22 protein-coding genes and 1 riboswitch are annotated in these 24,766 nt (G+C 66.4%); of the genes, 5 read left to right on the forward strand and 17 right to left on the reverse strand.

Features of this window, described 5'->3' with window-relative positions; all coding sequences use genetic code 11:
• Positions 1 to 11: 11 nt before the first annotated feature.
• Entirely contained in the window at positions 12 to 593 is a 582-nt protein-coding gene (locus tag AmiPiv_RS08090; protein ID WP_445206917.1) for a DUF1134 domain-containing protein, read from the forward strand.
• Positions 594 to 698: 105 nt separating this feature from the next.
• The gene (locus AmiPiv_RS08095) at positions 699 to 1,814 is read left to right on the forward strand and encodes a hypothetical protein (protein ID WP_340036836.1); all 1,116 of its coding nucleotides are present in this window, start codon (positions 699 to 701) and stop codon (positions 1,812 to 1,814) included.
• A gap of 104 nt (positions 1,815 to 1,918) precedes the next feature.
• Here AmiPiv_RS08095 and AmiPiv_RS08100 read toward each other — a convergent pair whose 3' ends face one another.
• The 5 genes from AmiPiv_RS08100 to AmiPiv_RS08120 all read right to left on the reverse strand — a co-directional run bounded on the left by AmiPiv_RS08100 (position 1,919) and on the right by AmiPiv_RS08120 (position 5,531).
• Entirely contained in the window at positions 1,919 to 2,722 is an 804-nt protein-coding gene (locus tag AmiPiv_RS08100; RefSeq protein WP_340036837.1) for a TrmH family RNA methyltransferase, read from the reverse strand.
• 58 nt (positions 2,723 to 2,780) lie between these two features.
• On the reverse strand, positions 2,781 to 3,077 hold the full coding sequence (locus AmiPiv_RS08105; protein WP_340036838.1) for an ArsR/SmtB family transcription factor: 297 nt from the start codon (positions 3,075 to 3,077) through the stop codon (positions 2,781 to 2,783).
• A gap of 131 nt (positions 3,078 to 3,208) precedes the next feature.
• The gene (locus AmiPiv_RS08110; RefSeq protein WP_340036902.1) at positions 3,209 to 4,018 is read right to left on the reverse strand and encodes a HugZ family pyridoxamine 5'-phosphate oxidase; all 810 of its coding nucleotides are present in this window, start codon (positions 4,016 to 4,018) and stop codon (positions 3,209 to 3,211) included.
• A 148-nt stretch (positions 4,019 to 4,166) separates the two neighbouring features.
• On the reverse strand, positions 4,167 to 4,928 hold the full coding sequence (locus AmiPiv_RS08115) for a 3-hydroxyacyl-CoA dehydrogenase (protein ID WP_340036839.1): 762 nt from the start codon (positions 4,926 to 4,928) through the stop codon (positions 4,167 to 4,169).
• Between the two features lie 66 nt (positions 4,929 to 4,994).
• A complete protein-coding gene (locus AmiPiv_RS08120; protein WP_340036840.1) occupies positions 4,995 to 5,531 on the reverse strand; it encodes a GNAT family N-acetyltransferase in 537 nt (178 codons plus the stop codon).
• Positions 5,532 to 5,804: 273 nt separating this feature from the next.
• On the opposite strand from AmiPiv_RS08120, the gene AmiPiv_RS08125 reads away from it, so the two are divergent.
• Positions 5,805 to 6,794 (forward strand): glutathione S-transferase family protein, encoded by a 990-nt coding sequence (locus AmiPiv_RS08125; RefSeq protein WP_340036841.1) that lies wholly within the window; start codon positions 5,805 to 5,807, stop codon positions 6,792 to 6,794.
• A gap of 185 nt (positions 6,795 to 6,979) precedes the next feature.
• Here AmiPiv_RS08125 and AmiPiv_RS08130 read toward each other — a convergent pair whose 3' ends face one another.
• Entirely contained in the window at positions 6,980 to 7,498 is a 519-nt protein-coding gene (locus AmiPiv_RS08130) for an NUDIX domain-containing protein (protein WP_340036842.1), read from the reverse strand.
• A gap of 38 nt (positions 7,499 to 7,536) precedes the next feature.
• Here AmiPiv_RS08130 and AmiPiv_RS08135 point away from each other — a divergent pair, with 38 nt between their 5' ends.
• Positions 7,537 to 8,466: a metallophosphoesterase family protein gene (locus AmiPiv_RS08135; protein WP_340036843.1), complete on the forward strand. Its 930-nt coding sequence runs from the start codon at positions 7,537 to 7,539 to the stop codon at positions 8,464 to 8,466.
• Here the strand turns inward: AmiPiv_RS08135 and AmiPiv_RS08140 are convergent.
• From AmiPiv_RS08140 to AmiPiv_RS08160, 5 genes are all read right to left on the reverse strand, one after another.
• Positions 8,456 to 9,061 carry a hypothetical protein gene (locus AmiPiv_RS08140; protein ID WP_340036844.1) on the reverse strand — a complete coding sequence of 202 codons (606 nt, stop codon included), beginning with the start codon at positions 9,059 to 9,061 and terminating at the stop codon, positions 8,456 to 8,458. The genes AmiPiv_RS08135 and AmiPiv_RS08140 overlap by 11 nt on opposite strands.
• 80 nt (positions 9,062 to 9,141) lie before the next feature.
• The gene (locus tag AmiPiv_RS08145) at positions 9,142 to 9,951 is read right to left on the reverse strand and encodes an alpha/beta fold hydrolase (RefSeq protein ID WP_340036845.1); all 810 of its coding nucleotides are present in this window, start codon (positions 9,949 to 9,951) and stop codon (positions 9,142 to 9,144) included.
• Positions 9,952 to 10,056: 105 nt separating this feature from the next.
• A complete protein-coding gene (locus AmiPiv_RS08150; protein WP_340036846.1) occupies positions 10,057 to 11,781 on the reverse strand; it encodes a tetratricopeptide repeat protein in 1,725 nt (574 codons plus the stop codon).
• 219 nt (positions 11,782 to 12,000) lie between these two features.
• Positions 12,001 to 13,707 (reverse strand): 2-isopropylmalate synthase, encoded by a 1,707-nt coding sequence (leuA, locus tag AmiPiv_RS08155; protein WP_340036847.1) that lies wholly within the window; start codon positions 13,705 to 13,707, stop codon positions 12,001 to 12,003.
• A 314-nt stretch (positions 13,708 to 14,021) separates the two neighbouring features.
• Positions 14,022 to 15,104 (reverse strand): AbrB family transcriptional regulator, encoded by a 1,083-nt coding sequence (locus tag AmiPiv_RS08160; RefSeq protein ID WP_340036848.1) that lies wholly within the window; start codon positions 15,102 to 15,104, stop codon positions 14,022 to 14,024.
• A gap of 210 nt (positions 15,105 to 15,314) precedes the next feature.
• Between AmiPiv_RS08160 and AmiPiv_RS08165 the strand changes: the two genes are divergently transcribed.
• A complete protein-coding gene (locus AmiPiv_RS08165; RefSeq protein ID WP_445206918.1) occupies positions 15,315 to 16,304 on the forward strand; it encodes a Bug family tripartite tricarboxylate transporter substrate binding protein in 990 nt (329 codons plus the stop codon).
• Positions 16,305 to 16,917: 613 nt separating this feature from the next.
• On the opposite strand, the gene AmiPiv_RS08170 is transcribed toward AmiPiv_RS08165, so the two are convergent.
• The 6 genes from AmiPiv_RS08170 to AmiPiv_RS08195 all read right to left on the reverse strand — a co-directional run bounded on the left by AmiPiv_RS08170 (position 16,918) and on the right by AmiPiv_RS08195 (position 24,722).
• On the reverse strand, positions 16,918 to 17,874 hold the full coding sequence (locus AmiPiv_RS08170) for a cation diffusion facilitator family transporter (protein WP_340036849.1): 957 nt from the start codon (positions 17,872 to 17,874) through the stop codon (positions 16,918 to 16,920).
• A gap of 65 nt (positions 17,875 to 17,939) precedes the next feature.
• The gene (locus tag AmiPiv_RS08175; RefSeq protein ID WP_340036850.1) at positions 17,940 to 20,129 is read right to left on the reverse strand and encodes an anthranilate synthase; all 2,190 of its coding nucleotides are present in this window, start codon (positions 20,127 to 20,129) and stop codon (positions 17,940 to 17,942) included.
• 241 nt (positions 20,130 to 20,370) lie between these two features.
• A complete protein-coding gene (locus AmiPiv_RS08180; RefSeq protein ID WP_340036904.1) occupies positions 20,371 to 21,378 on the reverse strand; it encodes a FecCD family ABC transporter permease in 1,008 nt (335 codons plus the stop codon).
• A gap of 53 nt (positions 21,379 to 21,431) precedes the next feature.
• Complete coding sequence (locus tag AmiPiv_RS08185) at positions 21,432 to 22,373, reverse strand: ABC transporter substrate-binding protein (RefSeq protein WP_340036852.1); 942 nt, start codon at positions 22,371 to 22,373, stop codon at positions 21,432 to 21,434.
• A gap of 22 nt (positions 22,374 to 22,395) precedes the next feature.
• Positions 22,396 to 23,211, reverse strand: a complete 816-nt coding sequence (locus AmiPiv_RS08190; RefSeq protein ID WP_340036853.1) for an ABC transporter ATP-binding protein — start codon at positions 23,209 to 23,211, stop codon at positions 22,396 to 22,398.
• A gap of 102 nt (positions 23,212 to 23,313) precedes the next feature.
• Positions 23,314 to 23,523, reverse strand: a riboswitch (cobalamin riboswitch).
• A gap of 32 nt (positions 23,524 to 23,555) precedes the next feature.
• Complete coding sequence (locus AmiPiv_RS08195; RefSeq protein WP_340036854.1) at positions 23,556 to 24,722, reverse strand: MFS transporter; 1,167 nt, start codon at positions 24,720 to 24,722, stop codon at positions 23,556 to 23,558.
• Positions 24,723 to 24,766 lie beyond the last annotated feature (44 nt).

Consider the following 24,766-nt stretch of genomic DNA (forward strand, 5'->3'; position numbering starts at 1 on the left):
GATTTGGAAGTATGATTTCCCGTTTCTATGGCCGGACGTTCGCCCGGCTCTTTGCCGCGATGTTCGTCCTTGCCGGCGTGCTGGCGTTCACGACATCCGCGTCTCGCGCGCAGGAGTATACTGCGCAGGAGATCCTCGATTCCGGTCACCGCTTCTTTGGCTCGACGTCGGGCGGCCTGGCCAGCGTCGTCGAGAAGATATTCTCGTCCTACGGCCTGCCGAACGGCTACGTGCTCGGTGAGGAAGGCTCGGGTGCCTTCATCGGCGGCCTCACCTATGGCGAAGGCACGCTCTACACCAAGAATGCCGGCGACCATAAGGTGTTCTGGCAGGGTCCGTCGCTGGGCTGGGACTTTGGCGGCCAGGGCTCGCGCCTGATGATGCTCGTCTACAATCTCGACGACGTGAACAACCTCTACGATCGCTTCGCCGGGGTCTCCGGTTCGGCCTACGTGGTCGCTGGCGTCGGCTTCAACGTGCTCAAGCGCGGCAATATCCTGCTGGTGCCGGTGCGCACGGGTGTGGGTGCGCGCCTGGGGGTCAATCTCGGCTACCTCAAGTTGACCCAGCAGCCGACGTGGAATCCGTTCTGATTGTGTGAAGAACCGGGCGCCCGGCGCCGCAGCATTTGCAGCGGCGCTGGATTCCTGCCATGGGGACGTGGCAAACTCGCACCTGTCCGCAATGGGTAAAGTGCCTTGGTCCAGTCGATCCTGTTCTTCGTTCTTGGTTTCCTGGTCGCCGGGTTCCTCGTTCTTTTGATCGCCCCGTCGGTGTGGCGGCGGGCGGTCACGATGACGCGCCGCCGGGTCGAGGCGAAGCTGCCCATGACGCTCGACGAGATCCGGGCCGAGAAGGATGCGCTGCGCGCCACGCATGCGATGGAGCTGCGCAAGGTCGAGGTGCAGCTGAGGGCCTCCCAGGAAAAGGTGCTCTCCCAGTCGATCGAGCTCAGCCGCAATCGCGAGGCCCTGAAGGCCCTGACGGACGACCATGCCGCGAAGGGCCGCGCCGTCACCGATCTCGAGACGACGGGCGGCGACCTGCGCAGCGAGATCGGCAGGCGCGACGATCAGATCAAGCAGCTGGCCGGCAAGCTGGCGGAGGCCGAAAACCTGCTCGAACAGCGGGTCCGCGAGATCGACAGCCTCGGGGAACTCTACGAAGAGGCGAGCCTGGCATCCTCCAACCGGCAGATCGAGCTGGCGAGCCGCGACAGCGAGATGGGCAAGCTGTCGGACGACATGTATGCGCTGCGCAGCCAGCGCAAGGACGTCGACAATCGCCTGAAGGATCTCGAAGCCGACAACAAGGCCGTGCGCGACGCGCTCAAGGCCGAGACCAGGCGCGCCGGCGAGCTCGACAAGAAGCTCGAGCGGATGGTCGCCTCGCTCAGCGACCGCGACGACAAGCTCGAGCGGCGCGAGAACGAACTCGCCCGCCTGCGCGAACGGGTCAAGGGAACGGCCGAGGCGCCGGCCAACGGGGCGGCCTACGAGACCGGGCTCTCGGCCGAGCGGGAACGGCTGGAGGCGCGGCTCACGACACTGGCGCGGGAGAACAAGCGGCTGAAGGGTGAACTCGCCGGCGCGAACAAGGAAGCGCCCTCGCCGAACCAGGATGCGCTGCTGCGCGAGCAGATGCATGAGCTCGCGGCCGAGGTGGTGGCGCTGACCGCCAGGCTGGAGGGGCCGGATTCGCCGATCGAGAAGGCGCTGTCGGCCGAAGGTCCCGCCGCCACCTCCGGCGGGCCCGCCGCAATCAGCCTCGCCGACCGGGTCAGGGCGCTGCAGAAGGCGCTGCCGGCGGAGTAGAGCATCTTGCAGCCGGACAGAATCGTCTGGCGTCGCACAAATGCGGCCAAGAAATACAGCTGAAGCGGCGGGACTGCATTCGTGAGAATGCCCACGCTCCAGCCTCAGTCACTTGCGTCCGAGAAGTGGTGCAGCGCGATCGCCGAGGCTGCTGCCACGTTGAGGCTGTCGAAGCCCTTTGCCATCCGGATCCGCGCCGTCGTCAATCGCGCCAGCAGGGCAGGGGGAAGGCCTTCGCCTTCGGTTCCGAGATAGAGCGCCAGCCGCTGCGGTCGCGGCAATTCGCGGATCTCCTGCCTGCCTGCCGGTGACAGCGCCAGTTGCGCGAAGCCATGGCGGTCGAGCGCATCGGCGATCTCGTGGGCTTCGCCGGCGATCGCAAAAGGCACCTTGAGCGCGGCCCCCACCGACACCCTGATCGCCTTGCGGTAGAGCGGGTCGCAGCAGCTGCGATCGAGCAGCACGGCGTCGGCGCCGAGGGCTGCGGCATTGCGGAATATGGAGCCGATGTTGTCGTGGTTGGAAATGCCGACCGTGACCACCACCAGCGCGCGTTCGGGCAGGCCCGCCAGCAGCGCTTCCGCGCCCGGCGGGTTGCCCTTGCGGCCGATGGCCAGGATGCCGCGATGCATGTGGAAGCCGGCGATCGCGTCGAGGACGGCCGCCGGGGCGACGTAGACTGGCAGGTCGGGCGGCGCCAGGCTCAGCGTTTCGGCCATCCCCGCCAGACGGTTTTCCAGGACCAGGACGGACTCGGCCTCGAATTGGCGCGCGGCAAACAGCACGTTGAGCACGACCTTGCCCTCAGCGACGAAGCGCCCCTCGCGCCCGACAAGGTCACGCTCGCGTATGTCGAGGTAGGTTGCCACGCGCGGGTCGGCGGGGTCGTCTATGCGGATGATGTTCATCAGCGGTCCATAGCGGAGGGCAGGCCGCCATGGGAGTCCGGAACGCTTGAAATGGATTTCAGGCGTCTTCGAAAATGCCTTCCAGCGTGCCCAGAAGCTTGCGAACGGCTTCGGACTTGCAGGTGTAGTAGATCATCTGCCGGTCGCGGCGCGTCTCGACAAGGTCTTCGTTGCGCAGGCGCGCGAGATGCTGCGACAGCGCCGACTGGCTCAAAGACACCTTCTCCGCGATCGCGCCCACCGACATTTCGGTGTCGAGCAGGTGGCTCATGATCAGCAACCGCTTTTCATTGCCCATCAGCGTCAGCAAAGAGGCGGCGGCTTCCGCGTTGGCCGCCAGTTTCTTGGGTTTCATGGGTTCCCCGTGTAACGGTAATGCTTTCCGGCGTCATGGGGGCAACAACGCCGAATTGTGGCGCCAGAACGCACAATGGAATCATTGAACGATCAAGCGTTCACAGCACAAAACAGCTTTCCCCCAAAAAATCAAGACTTTGTACGGTGTTCCATACTGCGGTTTGCCCCCTGCTGTTGCGCGGTTGCCGCGCGTCCCTGTTTTGCCATCGCAACCAGCACGTTGCGCAGATCGGCCGCAGCGCCCAGCATCTCAGGGAAAAGCACCCGCCCGGTCTCGTCGCCCATGGCAAGGTCCATGCCTTCAGGGTCGAAGCCGGTGAGCGTCCAGCCCTTGCCAGCAAGCTTGCCGAAACTGCCGGCGTAGACGTCGATCGCGTCGCGATGGTCGGCGTTCATGTGATCGAGGGCGGATTGTTCCGCAGCGGCGATTTCGCCCACCGCCGGGCCGCCCAGCACCAGGTCGTCGCGGCCAAGCAGATAGGCCTTGCCGAAGCCTGCATTGAGATTGGCGCGCTCGAGTTCGAGCCGGAACAGCGCGAAGTCGCCAAGCCCGGCATAGAGCTTCGCCTTAGGATTGCGATTGAGGTAGCGCCGCTCGGCCCGCGCCTGCTCGGGCGTGCCCCTTTCGAGCCGGACGGCGCGGCAGAACAGCGTTATGCGCGCATAGGCGAGCGGGTCGCCCTTGCCGATTTCGCCGACCAGCAGCGAGCAGCGCGGGTCTGCCACGATTGCGCGGGTGTGGGCGGACAGGCCGGAAATCAGGATCAGCGGCGTGCCGTCTACGTCGGTTGCCGTTCCCACGCGGCTGGCAAGGGGAAAGGCGGTTTCGGGCTCGGTGACGGCTAGCGCGCCATGGCGCGCCGTGCGCATCAACGTGCGCGCCAGGCCGACTGCCGCCGCATCCGTCTCGCGTATGACATCCTTCTTGCGCTCTTCCACGACTGCACCGATCAAATATGACTGTATCGATCTACTTAAAGTCGAGGTCTGTCGATTTGGCAAGAGGCTGTTGTTAGTAAAATGAATACAGCCCCGGCGCATCGCGACCGGGGCTGCATTCTACTAGGCTTCCGTGCTGTGTCGGCGGCTATTTGGGCGCCATGCGGATGGCGCCGTCGAGGCGGATGGTCTCGCCGTTGAGCATCTGGTTTTCGATGATGTGCAACGCCAGCGCGCCATATTCGGACGGCTCGCCCAAGCGCGGCGGGAAGGGCACGGCGGCGCCGAGCGAGTCCTGTACCTCCTGCGGCATGGCCGCCATCATCGGCGTCTTGAAGATGCCGGGCGCGATGGTGCAGACGCGGATGCCCGAGCGGGCGAGGTCGCGGGCGATCGGCAGCGTCATGCCGACGACGCCGCCCTTGGAGGCGGAATAGGCGGCCTGGCCGATCTGGCCGTCATAGGCGGCGACGGAGGCGGTGTTGACGATGACGCCGCGTTCCCCGCCCGCGAGCGGGTCGAGCTTGGCGGCCGCGTCGGCGAACAGGCGGATCATGTTGAACGATCCGAGCAGATTGACCTCGAGCACCTGCCGGAACACGCTGAGCGGATGCGGGCCGTCCTTGCCGACGGTCTTCACGCCGACGGCGATGCCGGCGCAGTTGACCAGCATGCGAGCGGTGCCGAGCTTGGCCGCGACCTCGGCGAAGGCGGCGACCGCACTTTCCTCGTTGCTGACGTCGCAGCGCACGGCGATGCCGCCGATGTCGGCTGCGACCTTTTCGGCGCGTTCCTGACTGAGGTCGAGGATGGCTACCTTGGCGCCCTTGGCTGCAAGTGCCCGCGCGGTTGCCTCGCCAAGGCCGGAGCCCGCGCCGGTCACCACTGCGATCTGCCCGTTTGGATTCATGTCAGCCTGTCCTCTCCTGCTATGGATGAATAAGGAAGATGGGCCGCCCGGGCAGCCTTGTCGAGGCTAGGCCGGCTCGGCCGTCCGTTGCGGCGTCTTGGCATGGTCCGAGTGGCAGACCTCGCCTGTCAACTCGGCCACCGCACCGGGCACGATCTCGTGGGCGAGCAGCCGGTTGAGGTCGACCGGGCGCGGCATCTCGATCTGGCCGCGCGGAATGCGGGCGAAGCCGAGGGGGCCATAGTAGGGTTCGTCGCCGACGAGCACGACCGCCGGCTCGCCGGCCCGGGTGGCCGCCGAAAGGGCCATGGCCACCAGTTTGCGACCGATGCCCATGTTCTTGAAATCGGGCCGGACCGCGAGCGGTCCCAGCATCTGCGCCCGGCCCGCGCCGGCGGCGATCGGCGTCATCCTCACCGAGGCGATCACCTGGCCGCCATGCATGGCGACGAAGGACAGGGAACGATCGTGCGGCCCGCCCTCGCGGATCTTGTAGGCCGCGCGCGCGAAGCGGCCCGGCCCGAAGGCCTCGGCGTTGATCTCTTCGATTTCGAGGTCGTGCGCCGGGGCTTCCGGCATATAGGTGACGTCGGCGAGGGTCATGTTCTTTGCAGTCCGGTATCGTGGGATGAGGTGCCGCGGGGCATGCCGCAGCAGTCGCAAGTCAGCGCTTCAAGCGCGTGCGCTCATTCGTCGTCGGTCGAACCGGATCTTTGCAAAGCTCTGTGACATCGACATGCCCGCTACCATCATTTTCGGCGTCCGTCCATCGTGCATTTGGCCGATGTGCGCCCGGTGTTGACGATCCGTTCAGCGTATCGCCCTTCGGTTTGCGCGCCGACCGCCCTACATCGCGGCAAACGAAAGGATGCTGCGATGGGACTGCTGGTCGAAGGCAAATGGCAGGACCGCTGGTACGACACCAAGTCGACCGGCGGCAAATTCGTGCGCTCGCATGCGCAGTGGCGGGATTGGATCACGGTCGACGGCAAGCCCGCCCCGCGCCGGACCCGGGGCTTCAAGGCCGAGCCCGGGCGCTATCATCTCTATGTGTCGCTCGCCTGTCCCTGGGCACACCGCACGCTGACCTTCCGCGCCCTCAAGGGGCTCGAGGACATCATCTCGGTCTCGGTCGTGCACCACTACATGGGCGAGAACGGCTGGACCTTCCTGGCCGAGGACGGCGCCACCGGCGACACGCTGTACGGCCTCGACTACCTGCACCAGATCTACACCATGGCCGACCCGACCTATTCGGGCCGCGTCACCGTTCCGGTGCTGTGGGACAAGAAGGAGAAGACCATCGTCTCCAACGAATCCTCCGAGATCATCCGCATGCTGAACTCGGCCTTCGACGCGTGGGGCGACGCATCGCTGGACTTCTATCCGGAAGCCCTGCGCGGCGAGATCGATGCGATCAACGACTTCGTCTACCCCTCGATCAACAACGGCGTCTACCGGGCCGGCTTCGCCACCACCCAGGCCGCCTACGAGGAGGCTTTCAACGAGTTGTTCGCCGCCCTCGACGCGCTGGAAGATCGGCTGTCGCGCCAGCGCTACCTTGTCGGCGACCGGCTGACCGAGGCCGACTGGCGGCTGTTCACGACGCTGGTGCGCTTCGACCCGGTCTATGTCGGGCATTTCAAGTGCAATCTGCGCCGCATCGCCGACTACCCGAACCTGTCGAACTACCTGCGCGAGCTCTACCAGGTACCTGGCGTGGCCGAGACGGTCGACATGCTGCACATCAAGGCGCACTACTATGGCAGCCACGCCACCATCAACCCGACCGGCATCGTGCCGGTGGGGCCGGAACTGGACCTCGACGCCCCGCACAACCGCGGGACGTTGCTGAAGGCGGCTTGATTGGTCGTATCGGTGCGTCCGTCGAGGCTCACCCTGCGGGCTCGCACCTCAGTATGAGGGACCGTGGCGCGCTCCAGTAGCCTTCATGGTGAGCCTGTCGAACCACGAGGGCGCTTGGCACTATTCTGCTTGCCCCAAAACCCGTGGTTCGGCAGGCTCACCATGAGGGTTTTGGGGAGAGCCTGTCACCAATAGGGCGACGCCTCCGCACCCCCGAAAACCTCCGAGATCCTGCGCCGCGTCGCCGGAGTCGTGCCCTCGGGCAAAGCGTCGAGCGGGAAGAAGCCCGCCTCGGCGATCTCGCGGTCGGGCAGCTTCGGCCGGTCCTGGCTGTACGCCTCGATCAGGTAGAGCGCGACATGGTCGCGCCTGGTCGCCTGCTTGTTGAGATGCATCGACCTGAGCACGGGCGGACCGGCGAGCGTGATGTTGCCTTCTTCCTCAAGTTCGCGCGCGAGCGACTCGACGAAGGTCTCGCCGACCTCGACGCCGCCGCCGGGCAGCTGCCAGCCGGGCACGTAGGTGTGGCGGATCAGGAACACGGAGTTGGTCGCGGCATCGTGGACGAGGCCGCGCACGCCGAGCGTCATCGGCCGCCTGAGCAGGAAATAGACATGGAACAGGCGGCCGCGCAGCCGCGACCAGGGGCTCTGCCGCAACGGGAGCGGCTTGGTGACGCCGGCGCCCATCAGGCGCGACGCCATGGGTGGAAAGCCATGAACGCGTAACCTAAAAGGGAGTGATGTTCAGGCTTGCGCATATTTCCGACGTCCATCTTGGCCCGCTCCCGGATGTAACCTATCGCGACCTCGCGTCCAAGCGCATGGTCGGCTACGTCAACTGGCAGCGAAACCGCCGCCGCCATCATCATGACGGCGTGGTCGATGCGATCGTCGCCGATATGAAGGCGCAGGCGCCGGACCACCTCGCGGTCACCGGCGACCTCGTCAACCTGGCGCTCGACGGCGAGATCGAACTGGCGCGGCTGTGGCTCGAAACGCTCGGCGCGCCGGCGGACGTCTCGGTGGTGCCCGGCAATCACGACGCCTATGTCCCCGGCGCCTTCGACAAGGCATGCCACGCCTGGGCGCCGTGGATGCGCGCCGACGGCGTCGACGGCACGCTAAGCCGCACCAGCTTCCCCTATCTCAAGGTGCGCGACAACGTTGCGCTCATCGGCGTGTCGACGGCGCGGGCGACGGCGCCTTTCATGGCCAGCGGCTTCTTTCGCGAGGGCCAGGCCGAGCGGCTGGCGCGGATCCTCCAGGACACGGGCAGGCGCGGCCTGTTCCGCGTGGTGATGATCCACCATCCGCCCGTCCGCGGCGCCGTCGGCCAGCACAAGCGGCTGTTCGGCATCGGCAAGTTCCAGAAGCTCGTCCGCACGCATGGCGCCGAACTGGTCCTGCACGGCCACTCGCATCTTCCGACCCTGCACTGGATCGAAGGGCGCAGCGGACCGGTTCCGGTGGTTGGCGTCGCCGCCGCGGGGCAGGCGCCCGGCGGCCACAATCCGGCGGCGCAGTTCAACCTGATCGACATCTCGGCGGAGGAGGGGGGCTGGCAGGTACGGCTCACCCGGCGCGGTCTCACCGGGCCTTCGCTGCCGCCGTCCGAAATCTCCAGTCTCGACCTCTTGTCGCCCGCAGTCGGCGCGTTGGTCAGAACCTGACGCCGGCGGCCAGGCTCAGCCAGTAGAGCGCCGCCATGAGGGCGATGCCCGCCACCGCGCCTGCGACGATCAGCCCGAAGCCGGACAAAAGGTTCGGCCACAGCTGCCGCTCGGGCGCGCGCACCGGCGCATGCGCCTCGGCGGCCGGCAGGCGGGCGAAGTCCGGCAACGCGGCTTCTGTGCCGCCTTCCATCATCTGCTGCCGTTCCACGATGCGTTCGGCGATGTAGCGCGTCACCTGCTCGGCGACACGCTTCGGATCGGTAGATTCCGCCATCACCATCCTGCCGGTACGGGTATCGCGCAAAAAGCGATAGGTGCGGCGGTCGCGGCCGAGCGCGACATGGCTGACGGCGTCGATCCAGAGGCGCGGCTGCAGGCCCGACGAAATGGTGAAGTCGAAATAGTCGATCGCGGTTGGAACGTCGGCGAAAACCGGCTCGAGTTCCGCGGCCAGCAGTTCGAGCCGCATGCGGTGGGCGTCGCGCAGGTCGACGACGACGTCGCTGCGGTCGGCGGCGGCGTTCTTGACGTCACGGATGGCGTCCGACAGCACGCCTGCCGGCTTCATCTCGGTCGCTTTGTCGTCCTGCATCGGTTGGCGTCCAGAATAGCCATCGGCAGGCCTTAACATAGGTGCGATCGCGGCGGAATTGTATCCCTGCCGGCGCAGAGCTATCGCCCGAACGCCTCGCGCTCGTCGCAGGCCGGCTGCGGCCTCCGGCGACGCCGCGTCATCCGGCGGATGATGTCGGCAACCAGGTCCGGCATCTCCTCGGGCAGCATGTGCCCGACCTCGAGCACGTGATGGACGAGGAAGCCCGCCGGCAGGTTGTCCGCGTGGCTGTAGGGCAGCACGGCATCGTCCGTGCCCCAGACGACCATCACGGGCATGGCGAGCGTGGCCATCACCTCGCGCGGGATCGTTCCCTGGCGGCCGTTGGCCGTCATCGTTGCGGCAAGGGCGATAAGTTTCTCGGTCTGGCCGAAGCGTCGTCGCATTTCGGCGAGATGGCGCACCGCAGCCTCCGGCACCCTACTGTCGGGGCTCGACATCTCGGCGAGGCAGGCGCGGATTTCGTCGGCGGAAACAGCCGCGGCGTAGCGCTTGAGCAGCGGAGCATTGATCTCGGGGCCATATCCGCCGGGCGCCAGCAGGGTCAGCGATGCCACCCGGTCGGGTTGCAGAAGGGCGGCGAGCGTCGCCACCGCACCGCCCATCGAATGGCCGACGAAATGCGCGCGGTCTATGCCGCGGGCGGCGAGGTCCGCCAGCACCGCCTGCGCAGCCAGTTTCGCCGGTCCGGCATTGGGAAAATCGATCGATCGGCCGTGGCCCGGCAGGTCATAGGCGATCGTCGTGAACGAGTCCTCGAGCCTCCCCGCAATATCGTCCCAGAGGTCGGCGCAACCGCCGAAGCCGTGAAGCAATACCACTACCCTGGTGCCGACCCCCCGAACGGTCGCATGAATGGAATGGTTCATTTTCCCTTTAAACAACGCCCTGCCCGTGCAGAGTGTAGTAACGACAGCTGCCAAAGTAAACTATACCGAAAGTCGTCTGTTCAATCTTGCGACGGGGGAAATAGTTCAGCTCTGCTGGCCGAGGCCTGCGGCGCGGAGTGCCTTGGTGAGCGACCTGGTCAACTCCTGCGGATATTTGCGCTTGGCGAAGGAGGCGGCCGGATCGGCGGCGAAGTCGGGATAGGCCGCCGTGAGTTCCTTGGCCAGTTCCGAGGCCAGCTTCTCGTCACCGACGAATTGCGCGGCGATCAGGCGCGCGGCCATATAGTGCGATCGTTTCGCGGAGGCCAGCGAGTTGGCCGCGCGCGCCGCGGCGTAGCGGTTGCCGAGCATGAATTCACCAAGGAACAGTCCATAGTCCCACCAGCCGGGATGCGCGCTCGTGCTGTCGACGGCGCGCTTGATGATGGGCACGCCGTCGCTGTAGCTGCCGGACAGGATGAGGGCGTAGCCGTAGGCCGCGGCCATGGTGAGGTCGTAAGTGTTGAGTTCATAGGCCTTCTGCATCCAGCGGATGGACTCGGCGCGGTCGCCGATCCGCGACTGGAGATAACCGAAGGCGCGGTGCGCATAGGGGCTGGTCGCGCCCATCTGGACGGCGGTGTGGGCAAGTGCCAGCGCGCCGTCGGCGGTCGCGTTCTCGGGATATCCGTATCCGTCGGTCACCGCCTCCAGTTGCAGCGACGCCATTTCCGAATAGACGACGGGCGACATTGCGCCTCGCGCCGCCAGTGTCTCGAGGCACTGGTAGGCGGCCTTCTGCTTGGCGGCGCTCTGCTCCAGGTAGTAGTCGTCACTGAGCAGCAGGCAGTTCATCAGGCCTTTCTGCAGGCCGTTCTGCTCGATATAGCCGTAGATCATACCGGAAACGGGGACGGTTGCGGTCACGATCTCGGCGATGCGGCTGTCCAGCGTGTCCGCCTGGATGTCCTCGCTGGTCAGCACGCGCGACATCAGGATCCTGCCGGTCACCATGTGCTGGAGTTCGATCAGCACGGTTCCGGCGTCGGGGCCGGGGTTTACCGTGAAGTCGAAATCCGTGGCATCCTCGCGGCGCGCCGTGTCCGAGCGGTCGCGCGCGATCAGGTCGATCGTGTCGAAACCCGACAGTGCCGATCGCAGCACCGTCGCGACTCTCGAAATGTCGCCCTGGTCCGTGGTCAGGTGGATGTGGACGGCCGGCAGTTGGTCGACCGAGCCGGTGATGCTGCTGGTCGAGCCGCGGAAATCGGAGACGGTCGTGGTGTCGCCGGCAGGGCCGAAATTGCGGAACACCAGGATGCCGAGCATGACTATGACCAGCGCCATGGCGGCCCAGAAGAACTGAAGCTGCCGCTTCACGCCGGGCACTGAATCGAGCGGCGGCGGGTCGGCCTGCTGGGGCTCGGGCTCGTGGCGAGCGGCGGCTGCCTGCGGCTGCTCCGGCGCGGACGCCTCATGCGGGCCGTTCGGCATTGCCTCGTAGCTCGGAACGTAGCTGCCGCGCGGGATGAGCACGCGGATCGGATCGGCCACGCCCTCCACGGCATAATACTGGGCAAGCAGTTCGCGCAGCCGGCCGGCCTGCACGCGCACCACCGCGTCGGTCGCAGAATCGAATTCGGCGTCCTTGCCGAACACGTCGACCGCGATGGCAAAACCCTTCAGCCTCTCGGCCTCGCCGGCGAGTTCGCGCTCGATCAAATAGCGCAGCAGCTTGCGTGCTCGCTCCGACCTGGCGAAGGTCTCACTGGCAATAAGCCGCTCCAGCGCTTCGCGCACTGCGGGGGCGGCAGGCGTGGAGGCAACCAAGGAGTGACCCTTTTCGAACCGGCACTAACGGCCCGATCATAGTCGGCTGGCCGGCTCGCACAAGCTTGCCGCGCCATGATGGACGAGCGCCCCGCCCGTTATCCACGGGCGAGGCGCGTGCAAATGCAATCAATCTTCTGTTAACCTTAACGTGGCGGGCCAATTGTGGCGCACCGGCAACCGGCCGCCGCGATGTGCGGCTGACGGCCTTCGTCGCCCCTATCGGCGGGCGAGAATCCGGTTTGCGGCCGAAACCACCGCCTCGAGCGAGGCCGCCACGATGTTGGTGTTGATGCCGGCGCCGAATAGGCGTCCGCCTGGATGCTCCACCTCCATGTAGCAGATGGCGGCGGCGTTGGAGCCGCGCTGGATCGAGTGCTCGGAATAGTCGAGCACCGACAAGTCGATGCCGAGGTGACGGGAAAGCGCATCGACGAACCCGTCGATCGGACCGTTGCCGGTGCCGGTGATCGCCATTTCCCTGCCGGCGTCGACGATGGTCGCCTCGACGACGCGGCGGCCCTTCATCACCGCATCGGGGAAGGTCTGGTGGTCGACGAACTTCAGGCGTGCGCCCGGCTGGTCGACATAGACCTCGAGAAAGCGCTCGTGGATGCGCTTGGGCGAAACTTCCTTGCCCTCGGTGTCGGTGATTGCCTGGATGTCCTGGCTGAACTCGACCTGCAGGCTGCGCGGCAGGTTGAGGCCGTAGTCGGCCTGGAGCACATAGGCGATGCCGCCCTTGCCCGACTGCGAGTTGATGCGGATGATCGCCTCGTAGCTGCGGCCGACGTCCTGCGGGTCGATGGGCAGGTAGGGAACCTCCCACAGTTCCTTGTTGGCCCTCTTGAGCGCCTTCATACCCTTGTTGATGGCGTCCTGGTGCGAGCCGGAGAACGCCGTGTAGACCAGTTCGCCGACGTAAGGGTGGCGTTCCGGGATCTTCAGCTGGTTCGAGTACTCGTAGACGTCCTTCATCCGGTTGATGTCGGTGCAGTCGAGCTCGGGATCGACGCCTTGCGTGTACATGTTGAGCGCCAGGGTGACGACGTCGACATTGCCGGTGCGCTCGCCATTGCCGAACAGCGTGCCTTCGACGCGGTCGGCGCCTGCCATCAGGCCGAGCTCGGTAGCGGCGACGCCGGTGCCGCGGTCGTTGTGCGGATGCAGCGAGATCAACAGGTTTTCGCGGTTGTCGAGTTGGCGGCACATCCATTCGATGCGGTCGGCATAGATGTTGGGCGTCGACATCTCGACCGTCGAGGGCAGGTTGACGATCAGCTTGTTGTCGGCCGTCGGCTGCATGATCTCGGTGACGGCGTTGCAGATGTCGAGCGCAACTTCGAGCTCGGTGCCGGTGAAGCTCTCGGGCGAATACTGGAAGCGGTAGCCGCCGCCAGCCTTGGCAGCCATGTCGGCGATCATCTTGGCGGCGTCGGTGGCGATGCGCTTGATGCCGGCGACGTCCTTCTCGAACACGACGCGGCGCTGCAGCTCGCTGGTCGAGTTGTAGAAATGCACGATCGGCTGGTTGGCGCCCTTGAGCGCTTCAAACGTGCGGGTGATCAGCTCGGGCCGGCACTGCACCAGGACCTGCATCGACACGTCGGCGGGTACGTTGCCCTCCTCGATGGTCCAGCGGGCGAAGTCGAAGTCGGTCTGCGAGGCAGACGGGAAGCCGATCTCGATCTCCTTGAAGCCCATGTCGAGCAGCAGCTGGAACATGCGCGCCTTGCGGTCGTGGCCCATGGGGTCGACGAGTGCCTGGTTGCCGTCGCGCAGGTCGACCGAGCACCAGATCGGCGCCTTCTCGATGCGCTTCGACGGCCAGGTGCGGTCGGCGAGGTTGAGGGTCGGGTAGGGCGCGTATTTCCTGGCCGCGTCCGGCATGCCCTTTGTACGGCCGATGGGTTCTCTCACGTTCATCTTCTTCACTCCTGCGCGCGCCCTGGCCGATCCGGCGCCGGCTGCGCGCTCATGCTTGGTTCTTCAGGGTCTTTGGATGGCAAGGAGCATGCGCCTGCGCGGCTTGTCGACCGCCGGGCGCTCCTTCAGCGAGCCCGGCGATCGCCGATAAGGCCGAGAAGAAGAAGAGCAGAAGAGAGGGCGCGCAGCGTCTCGCCCGCAAAAGCGGTCGGACGGGAAACGGTGTGAACCTGGCGCGAATTCATGGCGCTCTCTTACAGGAGCGGCTTTTTCCGCGCAAGGGGAGGCGGACGGCGCCGCTCATTTCGTGCCGGTCACTCCCTGATGGCGCGGGCAACCAGCCGCGCCAGCGAAGGTCCGAACAGGAGCACGATCAGGAAGCGCAGCATCTGCAGGGTCAGCACGAAGGACAGGTCGACGTTGTCGGCCGCTGCCGCGATGATGGCGATCGAATCCATGCCGCCCGGGCTGGTCGCCAGATAGGCGGTCAGCGGGTCTACGCCCAAAAGCCGGTGCAGTCCCCAGGCGAGCAGTCCGCAGAACGCCATCAGCGCCGCGATCGAACCGATCACCTGCGGCAGGGCGCGGGCCGCGTGGCGCAGGATCGGCCGGGTGAAGTTGAGGCCGATCGTCCAGCCGATCAGCGCGTAGCCGATCGCCAGCAGCCATTCCGGCAATTGCAGGACCACGCCGAAGCCGAGGTGCAGGGTCGCGCCGAGCACCATGGCGCCGACGAAATAGGGCGAGGGGATGCGCAGCAGGTAGCCCAGTGTGCCGCCGACGATCGCCACGCCGAGCATCGCGCCGAAGGCGGGCCATTCGATCGCCGGGAACCATTCGGCGGCCGCCGCCTGCACGCCCGACGTGTCGACCCAGAGCCGCGCGACGAGGGCGGCGGCGACGGACACCATGATCACGCGCAGGTATTGCATGAAGGCGACCAGGCGCGAATCGGCGCCGAAGGCGTCCGCCATCAGCACCATGGCGGTCGCGGCACCCGGAGCCGAGCCCCACACCGCCGTGGTGCCGGGCAGCACCTTGAGCCGCGAGATGAACCAGCCGAGGAAACTCGATGCCGCGATGGTGGCGATGGCCGACCCCAAGAACAGCGGCCATTCGGCGGAAAAGGTCGCGAAGATGCCGGGCGAGATCGAACTGGCGACCAGGCAGCCGATCAGCGCCTGCGCCGAAACGAACAGCGGCCGCGGCACGCGGATGGTGGCGCCGTTACTGCCGAGCGCGATCGCCACGAGCATCGGGCCGACCAGCAGCGCCGCCGGCAGGCGAACCAGCTCGAGTATGCCCGCAAGCAGCGCCGAACAGCCGAGCAGAAGTGCCCATTGCTGCCAGGGTTCGAGCGCGGCGAGCGGGGCGGGCGAGGGCGTCTCGGGCTTCATGGGCCCCCTCATAGACGGTTTCGGGTGCGGATGTCAGTCGCGCACGGCGGGAAATTGCACCCGCCAGCAGTCGAGCTGGCCCGAGGTCGGGACTCGGGCCGTTTTGGTCTTCGTCGATCGTCGAGTTGACAGCGTATGCAAAGTTCATACCCTCACCCGTCCAAGCGGTTGGCAAGGAGGTGCCGCCGCACAGATGGGAGATGCGCACTGATGACTTCGAACTTCACGCGCCGCACGGCGCTTGCCCTCGGGCTTTCCGCCGCCTGGCTGGTCGTTGCCGGGGCGCCGGCGACGGCCCAGCAGTTTCCCGACCGCCCGGTCACCCTCGTCGTTCCCTTCGCCGCCGGAGGGTCGACGGACGTGGTCGCGCGCATCATCGCCCAGAAGATGTCGGATGATCTCGGCCAGCAGGTGGTGGTCGAGAACGTCGCCGGCGCCGGCGGCAATATCGGCGCCGACCGCGTGGCGCGAGCCGAGCCCGACGGCTACACGATCCTGATGGGTACGGTCGCCACCCACGCGCTGAACCCGCTGATCCTCAAGACCAAGCCATATGACCCCGAGAAGGATTTCACCCCGATCTCGCTCTTGGTCGTGGTGCCCAACGTGCTGGTGGTCAATCCGGAACTGCCGGCCAAGACCGTCCAGGAGCTGATCGCGCTGCTCAAGGCCGACCCGGAGAAGTACTCCTATGCCTCATCGGGCAACGGCACGCCGCTGCACCTGTCGGGCGAGCTGTTCAAGGCCATGGCCGGCGTCAGCATCCAGCACATTCCCTACAAGGGTGCCGGACCGGCGCTCAACGACGTGGTCGGCAACCAGGTGCCGATCATGTTCGACAACTTGCCGTCGTCCTCGCCGCACATCAAGTCGGGCACGCTGCGGGCGCTGGGCGTCACGACCGCCGAACGCGCGCCGTCGTTCCCCGACGTGCCCACCATTGCCGAGGCCGGCGTGCCGGGCTACGAGACCTATACTTGGAACGCGCTGTTTGCGCCGGCAGGCACGCCGAAGGAGGTCGTCGATCGCCTCAACGCCTCGGCCAACAAGGCGATGAAGGACCCGGCGGTCATCGAAAAGATGAACGGCTTCAGTGCCAGGATCGTTGGCTCGACGCCGGAGGAACTCGGTGCCCATGTGAAGGCCGAGCTGGCCAAGTGGGAGCCGGTCGTCAAGGGCGCCAACATCAGCATGGACTGATGTCTTTGTCCGCGAGCACCCGGCCGTGGGCCGGGTGCTTCGTGCCCAGAAAGACGAGGTGGTGCGGTAGCTGGCCGCTGCCACGGGTTAGTCGGCGCGAATTGTCGAGTCGTTGCGTGCGGTTGGCCGTAGCGGCTGCCATGCCGATTCAAGCCGTCCCGACGGCCGAGGTCGACGCCCCGCAATACAGCCGGGCCATGCAGGCGTCTGCCAAATTACCTTGTCTTGCAGGCAGTTGAGGCTCTTCGCTGCCAATCCGATTCAGGCAGTTAAGGTCGTGTCCGTAGCTGCCTTCAGGCCGATGCCACGCCGAAACCGCAGACCGGTCTAGATACTGCCCGTCCAGGCCGTCGGCATGCCGGACCCATCAGTGCCTGCGCGTTCCTGACAAAACCGATTTCCGGAGAATTCCGCTGGTTTCCGCACGGCGCGGGTTACTTGCGACCGGGACCGGGACTAACAGCAATCGACAGAAGTTCCATGGAGCGGCTTGTCCCTGAGTCGCGACCGCCAACCAGCCGGGGGGCTGGGCGCATCGGTTCGAGCTCGGCAGTTGCTTGGGCCGATGCGCATCCCCGGAAATCCTACGGGGCGAAGATCCCCGCGGCGCCGTTCAGGCGAAGGGAACCGCCACCGTGCCCTTGGGCAGCTTTGCCTCGTCGTCCGGCTCGACGTGGATGATGACGCGGACCGAGGGGATTTCTTCCTTCAGCGCGTCCTCGATGCGGTCGCAGATGACGTGGCTGTCGCCCACCGTCATGCCGGCGTTCACCACCAGGTGGAACTCGATGAATGTGGCGCGGCCGGCGATGCGGGTCTTGAGGTCGTGCACCTCCAGCGCACCCTTCGAATTGGCCGAGATGATGTCGCGGATGCGCATGTGCTCGTCGAGTTCGACGGCGCGGTCCATCAGCCCGTCGACCGACGAGCCGACCACGTGCCAGCCCTGCCACAGGATGTTGAGCGCCACGATCACGGCCAGCACCGGGTCGAGGATCTGCCAGCCGGTGACGATCGCCGCGATCAGGCCGACGAGCACGCCGAACGAGGTGACCACGTCGGTCATGATGTGATGGCCGTCGGCGACCATGGCGGGCGAGCGCTCGGCGCGGCCGACCCGGATCAGGGCCGCGGCCCACATCGCATTGAGCACGGCGGCAACACCGTTGATGCCGAGACCCAGCCACGGCTGATCGGGGTCCATCGGCGTGCCCCAGCTGCGCCAGACTTCGAACAGGATCAGGAAGGCGGCCACCATGATCAGCACGCCTTCGAGCACCGCCGAGAAATACTCGGCCTTGTGGTGGCCGTGCTGGTGGTCCATGTCGGCCGGCTTGTGGCTGACCTTGATCGCCCAGAAGGCGGCGACCGCGGCGACGACGTTGACGATGGACTCGAGCGCGTCCGAATAGAGCGCCACCGACCCGGTCAGCCACCAGGCGATGAATTTCAGCCCCATCACCCCCGAGCCGATGATGATGGACCAGAAGGCGAGCCTGGCGATCCGCTGCTTGGCGGAGGTCGTCTGGCTGGCGCCGACCGGAGATCTCTGCGTTTCGGTCTGGGTCATGGTCTCGCTTGGTAACGGGCCCGCCCCGCGGCGCGCGGCCACGGAGCGAACAGGGCGGATCTGGGCTAGGCGGCCTTGTCCTTGGCCTTGCGCGGCATGTGCGCGACGACGTTCTCGATCATGCGCATGCCTGCGTCGTGGCCGAGCGTCATGATCGATTCGGGATGGAATTGCACCGCCGCGATCGGCTCTTTCCTGTGCTCAAACGCCATGATCACGCCGTCCTCGGTTTCCGCCGTGACGACGAAGTCGGCGGGCAGCCGCACCGGGTCGGCGAAGATCGAGTGGTAGCGGCCGACGGTCACCTCCTTGGGCAGGCCCGAAAAGATGATGCCGGGTTTGGAGACGCGGATGCGCGAGGGCTTGCCGTGCATCGGCACCGCCAGCTGGCGCAGCTCGCCGCCATAGGCCTCGGCGAGCGCCTGCAGGCCGAGGCAGACGCCGAAGATCGGCAGGTCGCGGTCGCGGGCCTTCTTGATCGTCGCCGCCGTATCGAAGTCCTTCGGCGTTCCCGGTCCGGGCGACAGCACGACGAGGTCGGGCTTGATGCGGTCGAATATCTCTTCCGGTACCGGCGAGCGCACGGTGGACACGTCGGCGCCGGTTTGGCGGAAGTAGTTGGCCAGCGTGTGGACGAAAGAGTCCTCGTGGTCGACGAGAAGGATCTTCACTCCCTCGCCGACGCGCGCGGTGGTGCGCTCGGTGCCTGCGGAGTTGCCGGTCTTGGCGTCGCGGATGGCGGAAAGCATGGCTGAGGCCTTCAGTTCGGTTTCGGCTTCTTCTTCCTCGGGGACGGAATCGTAGAGCAGGGTGGCACCCGCGCGCACCTCGGCGATGCCGTCCTTGATGCGGATGGTGCGCAGCGTCAGGCCCGTGTTGAGGTCGCCGTTGAAGTGCACCATGCCGATCGCCCCGCCATACCAGGCGCGCGGGCTCTTCTCGTTGTTCTCGATGAAGCGCATGGCCCACAGCTTGGGCGCGCCGGTCACCGTCACCGCCCAGGCGTGGCTGAGGAATGCGTCGAAGGCGTCCATGCCTTCGCGCAGGCGGCCCTCGATGTGGTCGACGGTGTGGATCAGGCGCGAATACATCTCGATCTGGCGGCGGCCGATGACGCGCACCGAACCCGGCTCGCAGACGCGGCTCTTGTCGTTGCGGTCGACGTCCGAGCACATCGTCAGCTCGGACTCGTCCTTCTTGGAGTTCAGCAGCTTGAGGATCTGTTCGGAGTCGGAGATGGCGTCGTCGCCGCGCTTGATGGTGCCGGAGATCGGGCAGGTCTCGACGCGGCGGCCGTTGACGCGCACGAACATCTCGGGCGAGGCGCCGATCAGGTATTCGCCCTCGCCGAGATTGATGAAGAATGAATAGGGCGAGGGGTTGATGTTCTTGAGGCGCCGCGAAATCTCCGAGGGTGCGGTCTCGCAGCGCTCGTAGAACATCTGTCCGGGCACGACCTCGAACAGGTCGCCGCGCTTGAAGCTGTCCATCGCACTGCGCACCAGCTTGGCATATTCGCCCGGCTCGTGGTCGCCACGCGGCGGGATGTGGTCGGAAGGCTTGAACGGCTCGACGACGCTGTCGCGGGCGATGCCTTGGGTGGAAAAACCTTTGCCGGCATAGTCGTAGCGGTCGTGCCAGGCCTTGGCCGAATAATGGTCGACGACGAGGATCTCATCCGGCAGGAACAGCACCAGGTCGCGTTGGCTCTGCTTGCGCTCGAGCTTGTGCTCGACCGGGTCGAACTGGAAGGCGAGGTCGTAGCCGAAGGCGCCGTAGAGGCCGAGATTGCTGTCGGCGTCTGTCTTGAACAGGGCGGTGATGGCGCGCAGCACGGTGAAGACCGAAGGCACGCGCGAGCGCTCCTCCTCGGTGAAGACGCGGCCGGGCTTCGCTACCTCGAGCCTGATCAGGCCGTCGTTCGTTTCGCCGATCGTCACCTCGGCGAGGCTGCCGAGCGTCTTGCCGATTACCGGCAGCAGCGCCTTGCCGCGGGCGTTCAGTGCCTCGATCTTCATCGAACGGCCGCGCGCGGAAATCACCAGCGGCGGATCGATGATGGCCGTGTCCCAGCGGGTGTAGCGGCCGGGATATTCGTAGTTGGAGGAAAACACCGCGCCGCGCCGGCTGTTCAGCCCGTCGATATAGGCCTCGATCGCCCCGGCATAGGCGGTCTCGTGGCGCTCGCGGGTGATCGCGATGCCACCTCCGGTGACAAAGCGCTCGGCGCCGTTTTCAAGGATTTCCACCGTCATTCCCGTCTCCATCTCTTGCCGCTGGAGGTTCCGGAGCTGGCTCGAAAAAAGCAAATGGCCGCCCGGAACTCCCGTTGCGGCCACCACAATTTTCACGCGCACGCGCTTCAAGAGGCCGCTGTCAGCTGGCCCGCCACCAATTGTTCTGGAGCGAAGTCGTGTTCATGCGAAATCCATAGCGGCGAAAAACAGGGGCTGCAACAGGATTTGCGCTGTGTTGCGTTGCATTACCAACTGGCCCTCAGTTTGTGACCCGGCGGCGCATCAGGGCGACGAACGCCACGCCGCCGATCAGCCCCGTGAGGATGCCGAGCGGCATGTCCTGCGGCGGCAGCACGGTACGGGCGGCCATGTCGGCCGTGACGAGGAAGATGGCGCCGACCAGGGCCGACAACGGCAGCACCCGGCGGTAGTCGCCGCCGATCGCGAGCCGCACGACATGCGGGATCATCAGCCCGACGAAGGCGATGACGCCCGAATAGGCGACGGCGCTGCCGGTGAGCACGGCGCAGACCACGAAGGTGACGAGGCGGAAGCGTCGCGCCGGCAGCCCCAGCGCGGTGGCGCTTTCGTCGCCGAGCGTCATGGCGTTGAGGTTGCGGGCCTGGGTCAGCAGGTAGCCGCCGCCGGCGGCGAGCGCCAGCAGCGGGTAGGCCAGCTGCTGCCATTGCGCCAGGCCGAGGCCGCCGAGCATCCAGAAGATGACCATAGGCGCCGCCCGTGGATCGGCCAGGAAGATCAACAGGTTGCCAGCCGCCGTTATGATGAAGCTGACGGCGACGCCGGCCAGCACGAGTTGGCCGGCCGAGTGCGCCCGCGTCAGGTTGGCGACCATCAGCACCAAGGCCGTGGCCGCCAGCGCGCCGGCGAAGGCGAACAGCGGCACGGTGATCGGGCCGAACACCATGCCGGCGTGGAGAAGAGCGAGGATCGCGCCCAGCGCGGCGCCCGAGGAGACGCCGAGCAGATGCGGATCGGCGAGCGGATTGCGCGTCACCGACTGCAGTGCCGCGCCCACGACCGCGAGCGAGGCGCCGACCGTCGCGCCGAGGATGACCCGCGGCGCGCGCACGTCCCAGACGATGTTCTCGCGGCCGCTCGACCAGAAGACCTCGATACTGCCCGGCACGAGCTTGTTGGCGATCACGCCCCAGACCGCGTCGAGCGGAATCGCCACCGATCCCACGCCGATCGCGACAAGCATTGTGACCGCCAGCAGTGCCGTCAGCGCCGCGACCAGCGCCGGCATGGCATGGATCAGCACATGGCGGGGGCCCTTGACGAAATTCCGGTGCGACACGGTCAGTCGGCCCGGAAGGCTTCGGCCAGGCGCTTGATCGCCGCGATGTTGCGCGGGCCGGGCGTGGCCTCGACATATTCGAGCACGACGAAGCGGTTGTTCCTCACCGCCGCAATGTCCTTGAAGGCCGGGTTGGAGCGCATGAACGCGATCTTCTGCTCGGCCGTCACCTCGCCGTAGTTGACGATGACGACGACGTCCGGATTGCGCTCGATCACCGGTTCCCAGCCGATCTCGGCCCAGTTGGCCTCGACGTCGTCGGCGATGTTGCTGCCGCCGGCCGCCTCGATCATCGCGGTCGGGATGGCGTAGCGGCCCGCCGTGAACGGCTTCTGCTCGCCGGAATCGTAGATGAATACCTTCACCGGCCTGTCGAGCCGAGGCAGCTTGGCCTGGAAGTCGGCGAGTTCCTGCTTGTAGCCTGCCACCAGGGCCTCGGCCTTGTCGCGCACTCCGAAGATCGTGCCGAGGTTGAGGAGGTCGACATACATGTCGTCCATCGACGACTTTTCCCGCTTCATGACGTGGATGCAGCTCTCCGTCAGCTCGTAGACGGCGATGCCGAAGGGGGCCAGCGTGTCGGGGGTCACGGCGCCGCCGACGTTCATGCCGTAGTTCCAGCCGGCGAAGTAGAAATCGGCGTCGGCGCCGAGCAGGATCTCCTTGCTCGGATATTGCGGCGCGAGTTCCGGCAACTGGCCGATGTCCTTGCGAATGGTCGCGTCGATCTTGTTCCAGCCCGAAATGCCGGAGTAGCCGACCATGCGGTCGGCAAGGCCGAGGGTCAGCATCATCTCGGTCAGGTTGATGTCGTTGGACACCGCCCGCTGCGGCGGGGCGGCGAAGGTCACGTCGCGGTTGCAGCTCCTGACCGTGACCGGAAAGTCATCCGCCTGGGCGGCGGTGGTCGCGAAGAGCGCGGCGGCAAGAATCGTCAGGCGCATGGATGCTCCTTGGCTGGCGGGTTCAGCGTTCGAGATGGAAGGAAAAGCGCGGCCGGCCGGTGACCGGGTGGTCGTCGAGGGTGGCGCCCACGGCGAAGTTCTCGCGGATGCGCTCAGGCGTGAGGATGTCGGCCGGCCTGCCGCAGGCAACCGCGCGGCCGCCGTCCATGACCAGCACGCGGTCCGCATAGGCCGAGGCGAGCGCCAGGTCGTGCAGCGACACCACCACGGTGCAGCCGAGATTGCGAAGCAGTTCGAGCACTTCGAGCTGATGGCGGATGTCGAGGTGGTTGGTCGGCTCGTCCAGGATCAACAGGTCGGGCCGCTGCACCAGGGCGCGCGCGATCATGGCGCGCTGCTTCTCGCCGCCCGACAGCGAGCCGAAATCGCGCGCGGCGAGCCGGGTGAGGCCGAGCAGCGACAGTGCGGCTTCGACGTCAAGGTAGTCGTCGGCCGCGGCTCCGACGCCAGTGGCGTGCGGGATGAGCCCGAGTTCGACGATCTCGGCCACCGTCAGGCCGAAATCCGACGCCGGCTCCTGGAGCACGGTGGCGATGCGGCGGGCGCAGTCGCGCGGCTTCATCCGCCAGATGTCCTTGCCGTCCAGCCTGACCGCGCCGCCGGTCGGCCGGTGGTAACGGTAGAGGCAGCGCAGCAGGCTCGACTTGCCGGCGCCGTTGGGGCCGACGATGGCCAGAAGCTCCGCCGGCGCGACGCGCACGGTCACCGGCTCGAGGATCGGCTTCGACGCGCGCGGGCCCCATGACAGGCCGTCGAGTTCGAGTAGTGCCGGGGTGGAGCCTACGAGGCGACTAGAGCCGTGGACGCGATCGAGCATGCCCTGTCTCCGTGACGTGGCGGAGGCGGCAGAACGATCCGATCGGCGATCCGAAAAAGGCAGTCGCAATCATCATCATCTCCGCGGCACACCCCGGCCGGTTGAACTCATCCGATGATGGCAGGTCTCCTGGCTTGCGGGTTTCGGCGCCTCGGAGCCTTCCCGGCCTTGCGGCCAGTGGCATTCTTCCGACTTGCTATCCGCTCACAGTTGCGGGGGCAGCCACGGTTTCGCGTCTGGGACGTCTCACCGTGTTCCCATTTAATCCGCTGCCCGAGTCGGGCAGCAGGAACCATCGCTGCCGTGGCTACAGCAACGACGGGTTGCTGACAATCGCTAAAGCGTCATGCCGCCTGCTGAATTGCGTCACGCCGGTCGAGTGCGAAGGAAATGACGGCTACGGCGAAGGCTGACAGGGCGATGGCCGCGCCGACGAAGGGCAGGTCGGCATAGCTCACGCCCATCGAGATTGCCGCCCCGCCGGCCCAGGCGCCGGCGGCATTGCCGGCGTTGAAGGCGCCCTGGTTGAGCGTGGCCGCGAGGTTCGGCGCTTCCGAGGCTGTCTCGACGACGCGCATCTGCATCGGCGGCACGATGACGAAGGTGATGATGCCCCAGAGGAAGACGAGCAGAATCGCGGCCGGCGCCGAATAGCTGAGGCCGGCGAAGGCGACGTGGATCGAGGCCATCACAACCAGTGCGCCGATGGCCGTCGGCATCAGCTTCCAGTCGGCCAGCTTGCCGCCGATGATGTTGCCGATGGTCATGCCGCCGCCGAACAAAAGCAGGATCCAGGTGACGGACTCGACTGACAGGCCGGTGACATCGGTCAGGATCGGCTTGATGTAGGTGAAGACGGCAAACAGGCTGCCCGAGGCGAGCGCCGAGATGATCATGGCGAGCCAGACCTGCAGCTTGCCCAGCACCTTGACCTCGCCAGCAACGCCACCCTTGCCGGGAGGGGCAACACCCGCCGGCACGAGCCAGGCGATGGCCGCGACCGAGATCAGGCCGATGACGACGACGGCGTAGAAGGTCATGCGCCAGCCGAAGGCTTCGCCGAGCGCCGTGCCGCCGGGCACGCCGAGGATGTTGGCAAGCGTCAGGCCGGCGAACATCAGGGCGATCGCGCTGGCGCGCTTGTTGGCCGGCACAAGGCTTGCCGCCACCACCGAGCCGATGCCGAAGAAGGCGCCATGGCCGAAGGCGGTGATGACGCGGGCGATCATCAGCGTCCAGTAGGTGGGGGCGATGGCGCAGAGCAGATTGCCGAGCACGAACATCATGGCGAGGCCGATCAACACCGGCTTGCGCGGCAGTCTCGCCGTGCCGACGGCGATGATCGGGGCGCCGATGACCACGCCCAGCGCATAGCCGGTGACGAGCAGCCCCGCCGCCGGGATCGACACGCCGAGGTCGGCTGCGACCTCAGGCAACAGCCCCATGATCACGAATTCGGTGGTACCGATGCAAAAGGATGCAACGGCCAAAGCGAGGATCGGCAAGGGCATGGACGGACTCGGGGGAGCTGAAACGATTTAAATCTACATTTTCC

This window comes from Aminobacter sp. Piv2-1 (assembly GCF_037625995.1).
Lineage (GTDB): Bacteria > Pseudomonadota > Alphaproteobacteria > Rhizobiales > Rhizobiaceae > Aminobacter.

What these genes read in the sequence shown, in the direction of transcription:
- AmiPiv_RS08165 (WP_445206918.1), top strand. Translation starts at nt 15,315, where the DNA reads ATGACTTCGAACTTCACGCGCCGCACGGCGCTTGCCCTCGGGCTTTCC.
- AmiPiv_RS08195 (WP_340036854.1), bottom strand. Translation starts at nt 24,722, where the DNA reads ATGCCCTTGCCGATCCTCGCTTTGGCCGTTGCATCCTTTTGCATCGGT.
- AmiPiv_RS08105 (WP_340036838.1), bottom strand. Translation starts at nt 3,077, where the DNA reads ATGAAACCCAAGAAACTGGCGGCCAACGCGGAAGCCGCCGCCTCTTTG.
- AmiPiv_RS08130 (WP_340036842.1), bottom strand. Translation starts at nt 7,498, where the DNA reads ATGGCGTCGCGCCTGATGGGCGCCGGCGTCACCAAGCCGCTCCCGTTG.
- AmiPiv_RS08100 (WP_340036837.1), bottom strand. Translation starts at nt 2,722, where the DNA reads ATGAACATCATCCGCATAGACGACCCCGCCGACCCGCGCGTGGCAACC.
- AmiPiv_RS08160 (WP_340036848.1), bottom strand. Translation starts at nt 15,104, where the DNA reads ATGAAGCCCGAGACGCCCTCGCCCGCCCCGCTCGCCGCGCTCGAACCC.
- AmiPiv_RS08170 (WP_340036849.1), bottom strand. Translation starts at nt 17,874, where the DNA reads ATGACCCAGACCGAAACGCAGAGATCTCCGGTCGGCGCCAGCCAGACG.
- AmiPiv_RS08115 (WP_340036839.1), bottom strand. Translation starts at nt 4,928, where the DNA reads ATGAATCCAAACGGGCAGATCGCAGTGGTGACCGGCGCGGGCTCCGGC.
- AmiPiv_RS08190 (WP_340036853.1), bottom strand. Translation starts at nt 23,211, where the DNA reads ATGCTCGATCGCGTCCACGGCTCTAGTCGCCTCGTAGGCTCCACCCCG.
- AmiPiv_RS08180 (WP_340036904.1), bottom strand. Translation starts at nt 21,378, where the DNA reads ATGCCGGCGCTGGTCGCGGCGCTGACGGCACTGCTGGCGGTCACAATG.
- AmiPiv_RS08140 (WP_340036844.1), bottom strand. Translation starts at nt 9,061, where the DNA reads ATGCAGGACGACAAAGCGACCGAGATGAAGCCGGCAGGCGTGCTGTCG.
- AmiPiv_RS08120 (WP_340036840.1), bottom strand. Translation starts at nt 5,531, where the DNA reads ATGACCCTCGCCGACGTCACCTATATGCCGGAAGCCCCGGCGCACGAC.
- AmiPiv_RS08185 (WP_340036852.1), bottom strand. Translation starts at nt 22,373, where the DNA reads ATGCGCCTGACGATTCTTGCCGCCGCGCTCTTCGCGACCACCGCCGCC.
- AmiPiv_RS08135 (WP_340036843.1), top strand. Translation starts at nt 7,537, where the DNA reads ATGTTCAGGCTTGCGCATATTTCCGACGTCCATCTTGGCCCGCTCCCG.
- AmiPiv_RS08145 (WP_340036845.1), bottom strand. Translation starts at nt 9,951, where the DNA reads ATGAACCATTCCATTCATGCGACCGTTCGGGGGGTCGGCACCAGGGTA.
- AmiPiv_RS08175 (WP_340036850.1), bottom strand. Translation starts at nt 20,129, where the DNA reads ATGACGGTGGAAATCCTTGAAAACGGCGCCGAGCGCTTTGTCACCGGA.
- leuA (WP_340036847.1), bottom strand. Translation starts at nt 13,707, where the DNA reads ATGAACGTGAGAGAACCCATCGGCCGTACAAAGGGCATGCCGGACGCG.
- AmiPiv_RS08090 (WP_445206917.1), top strand. Translation starts at nt 12, where the DNA reads ATGATTTCCCGTTTCTATGGCCGGACGTTCGCCCGGCTCTTTGCCGCG.
- AmiPiv_RS08125 (WP_340036841.1), top strand. Translation starts at nt 5,805, where the DNA reads ATGGGACTGCTGGTCGAAGGCAAATGGCAGGACCGCTGGTACGACACC.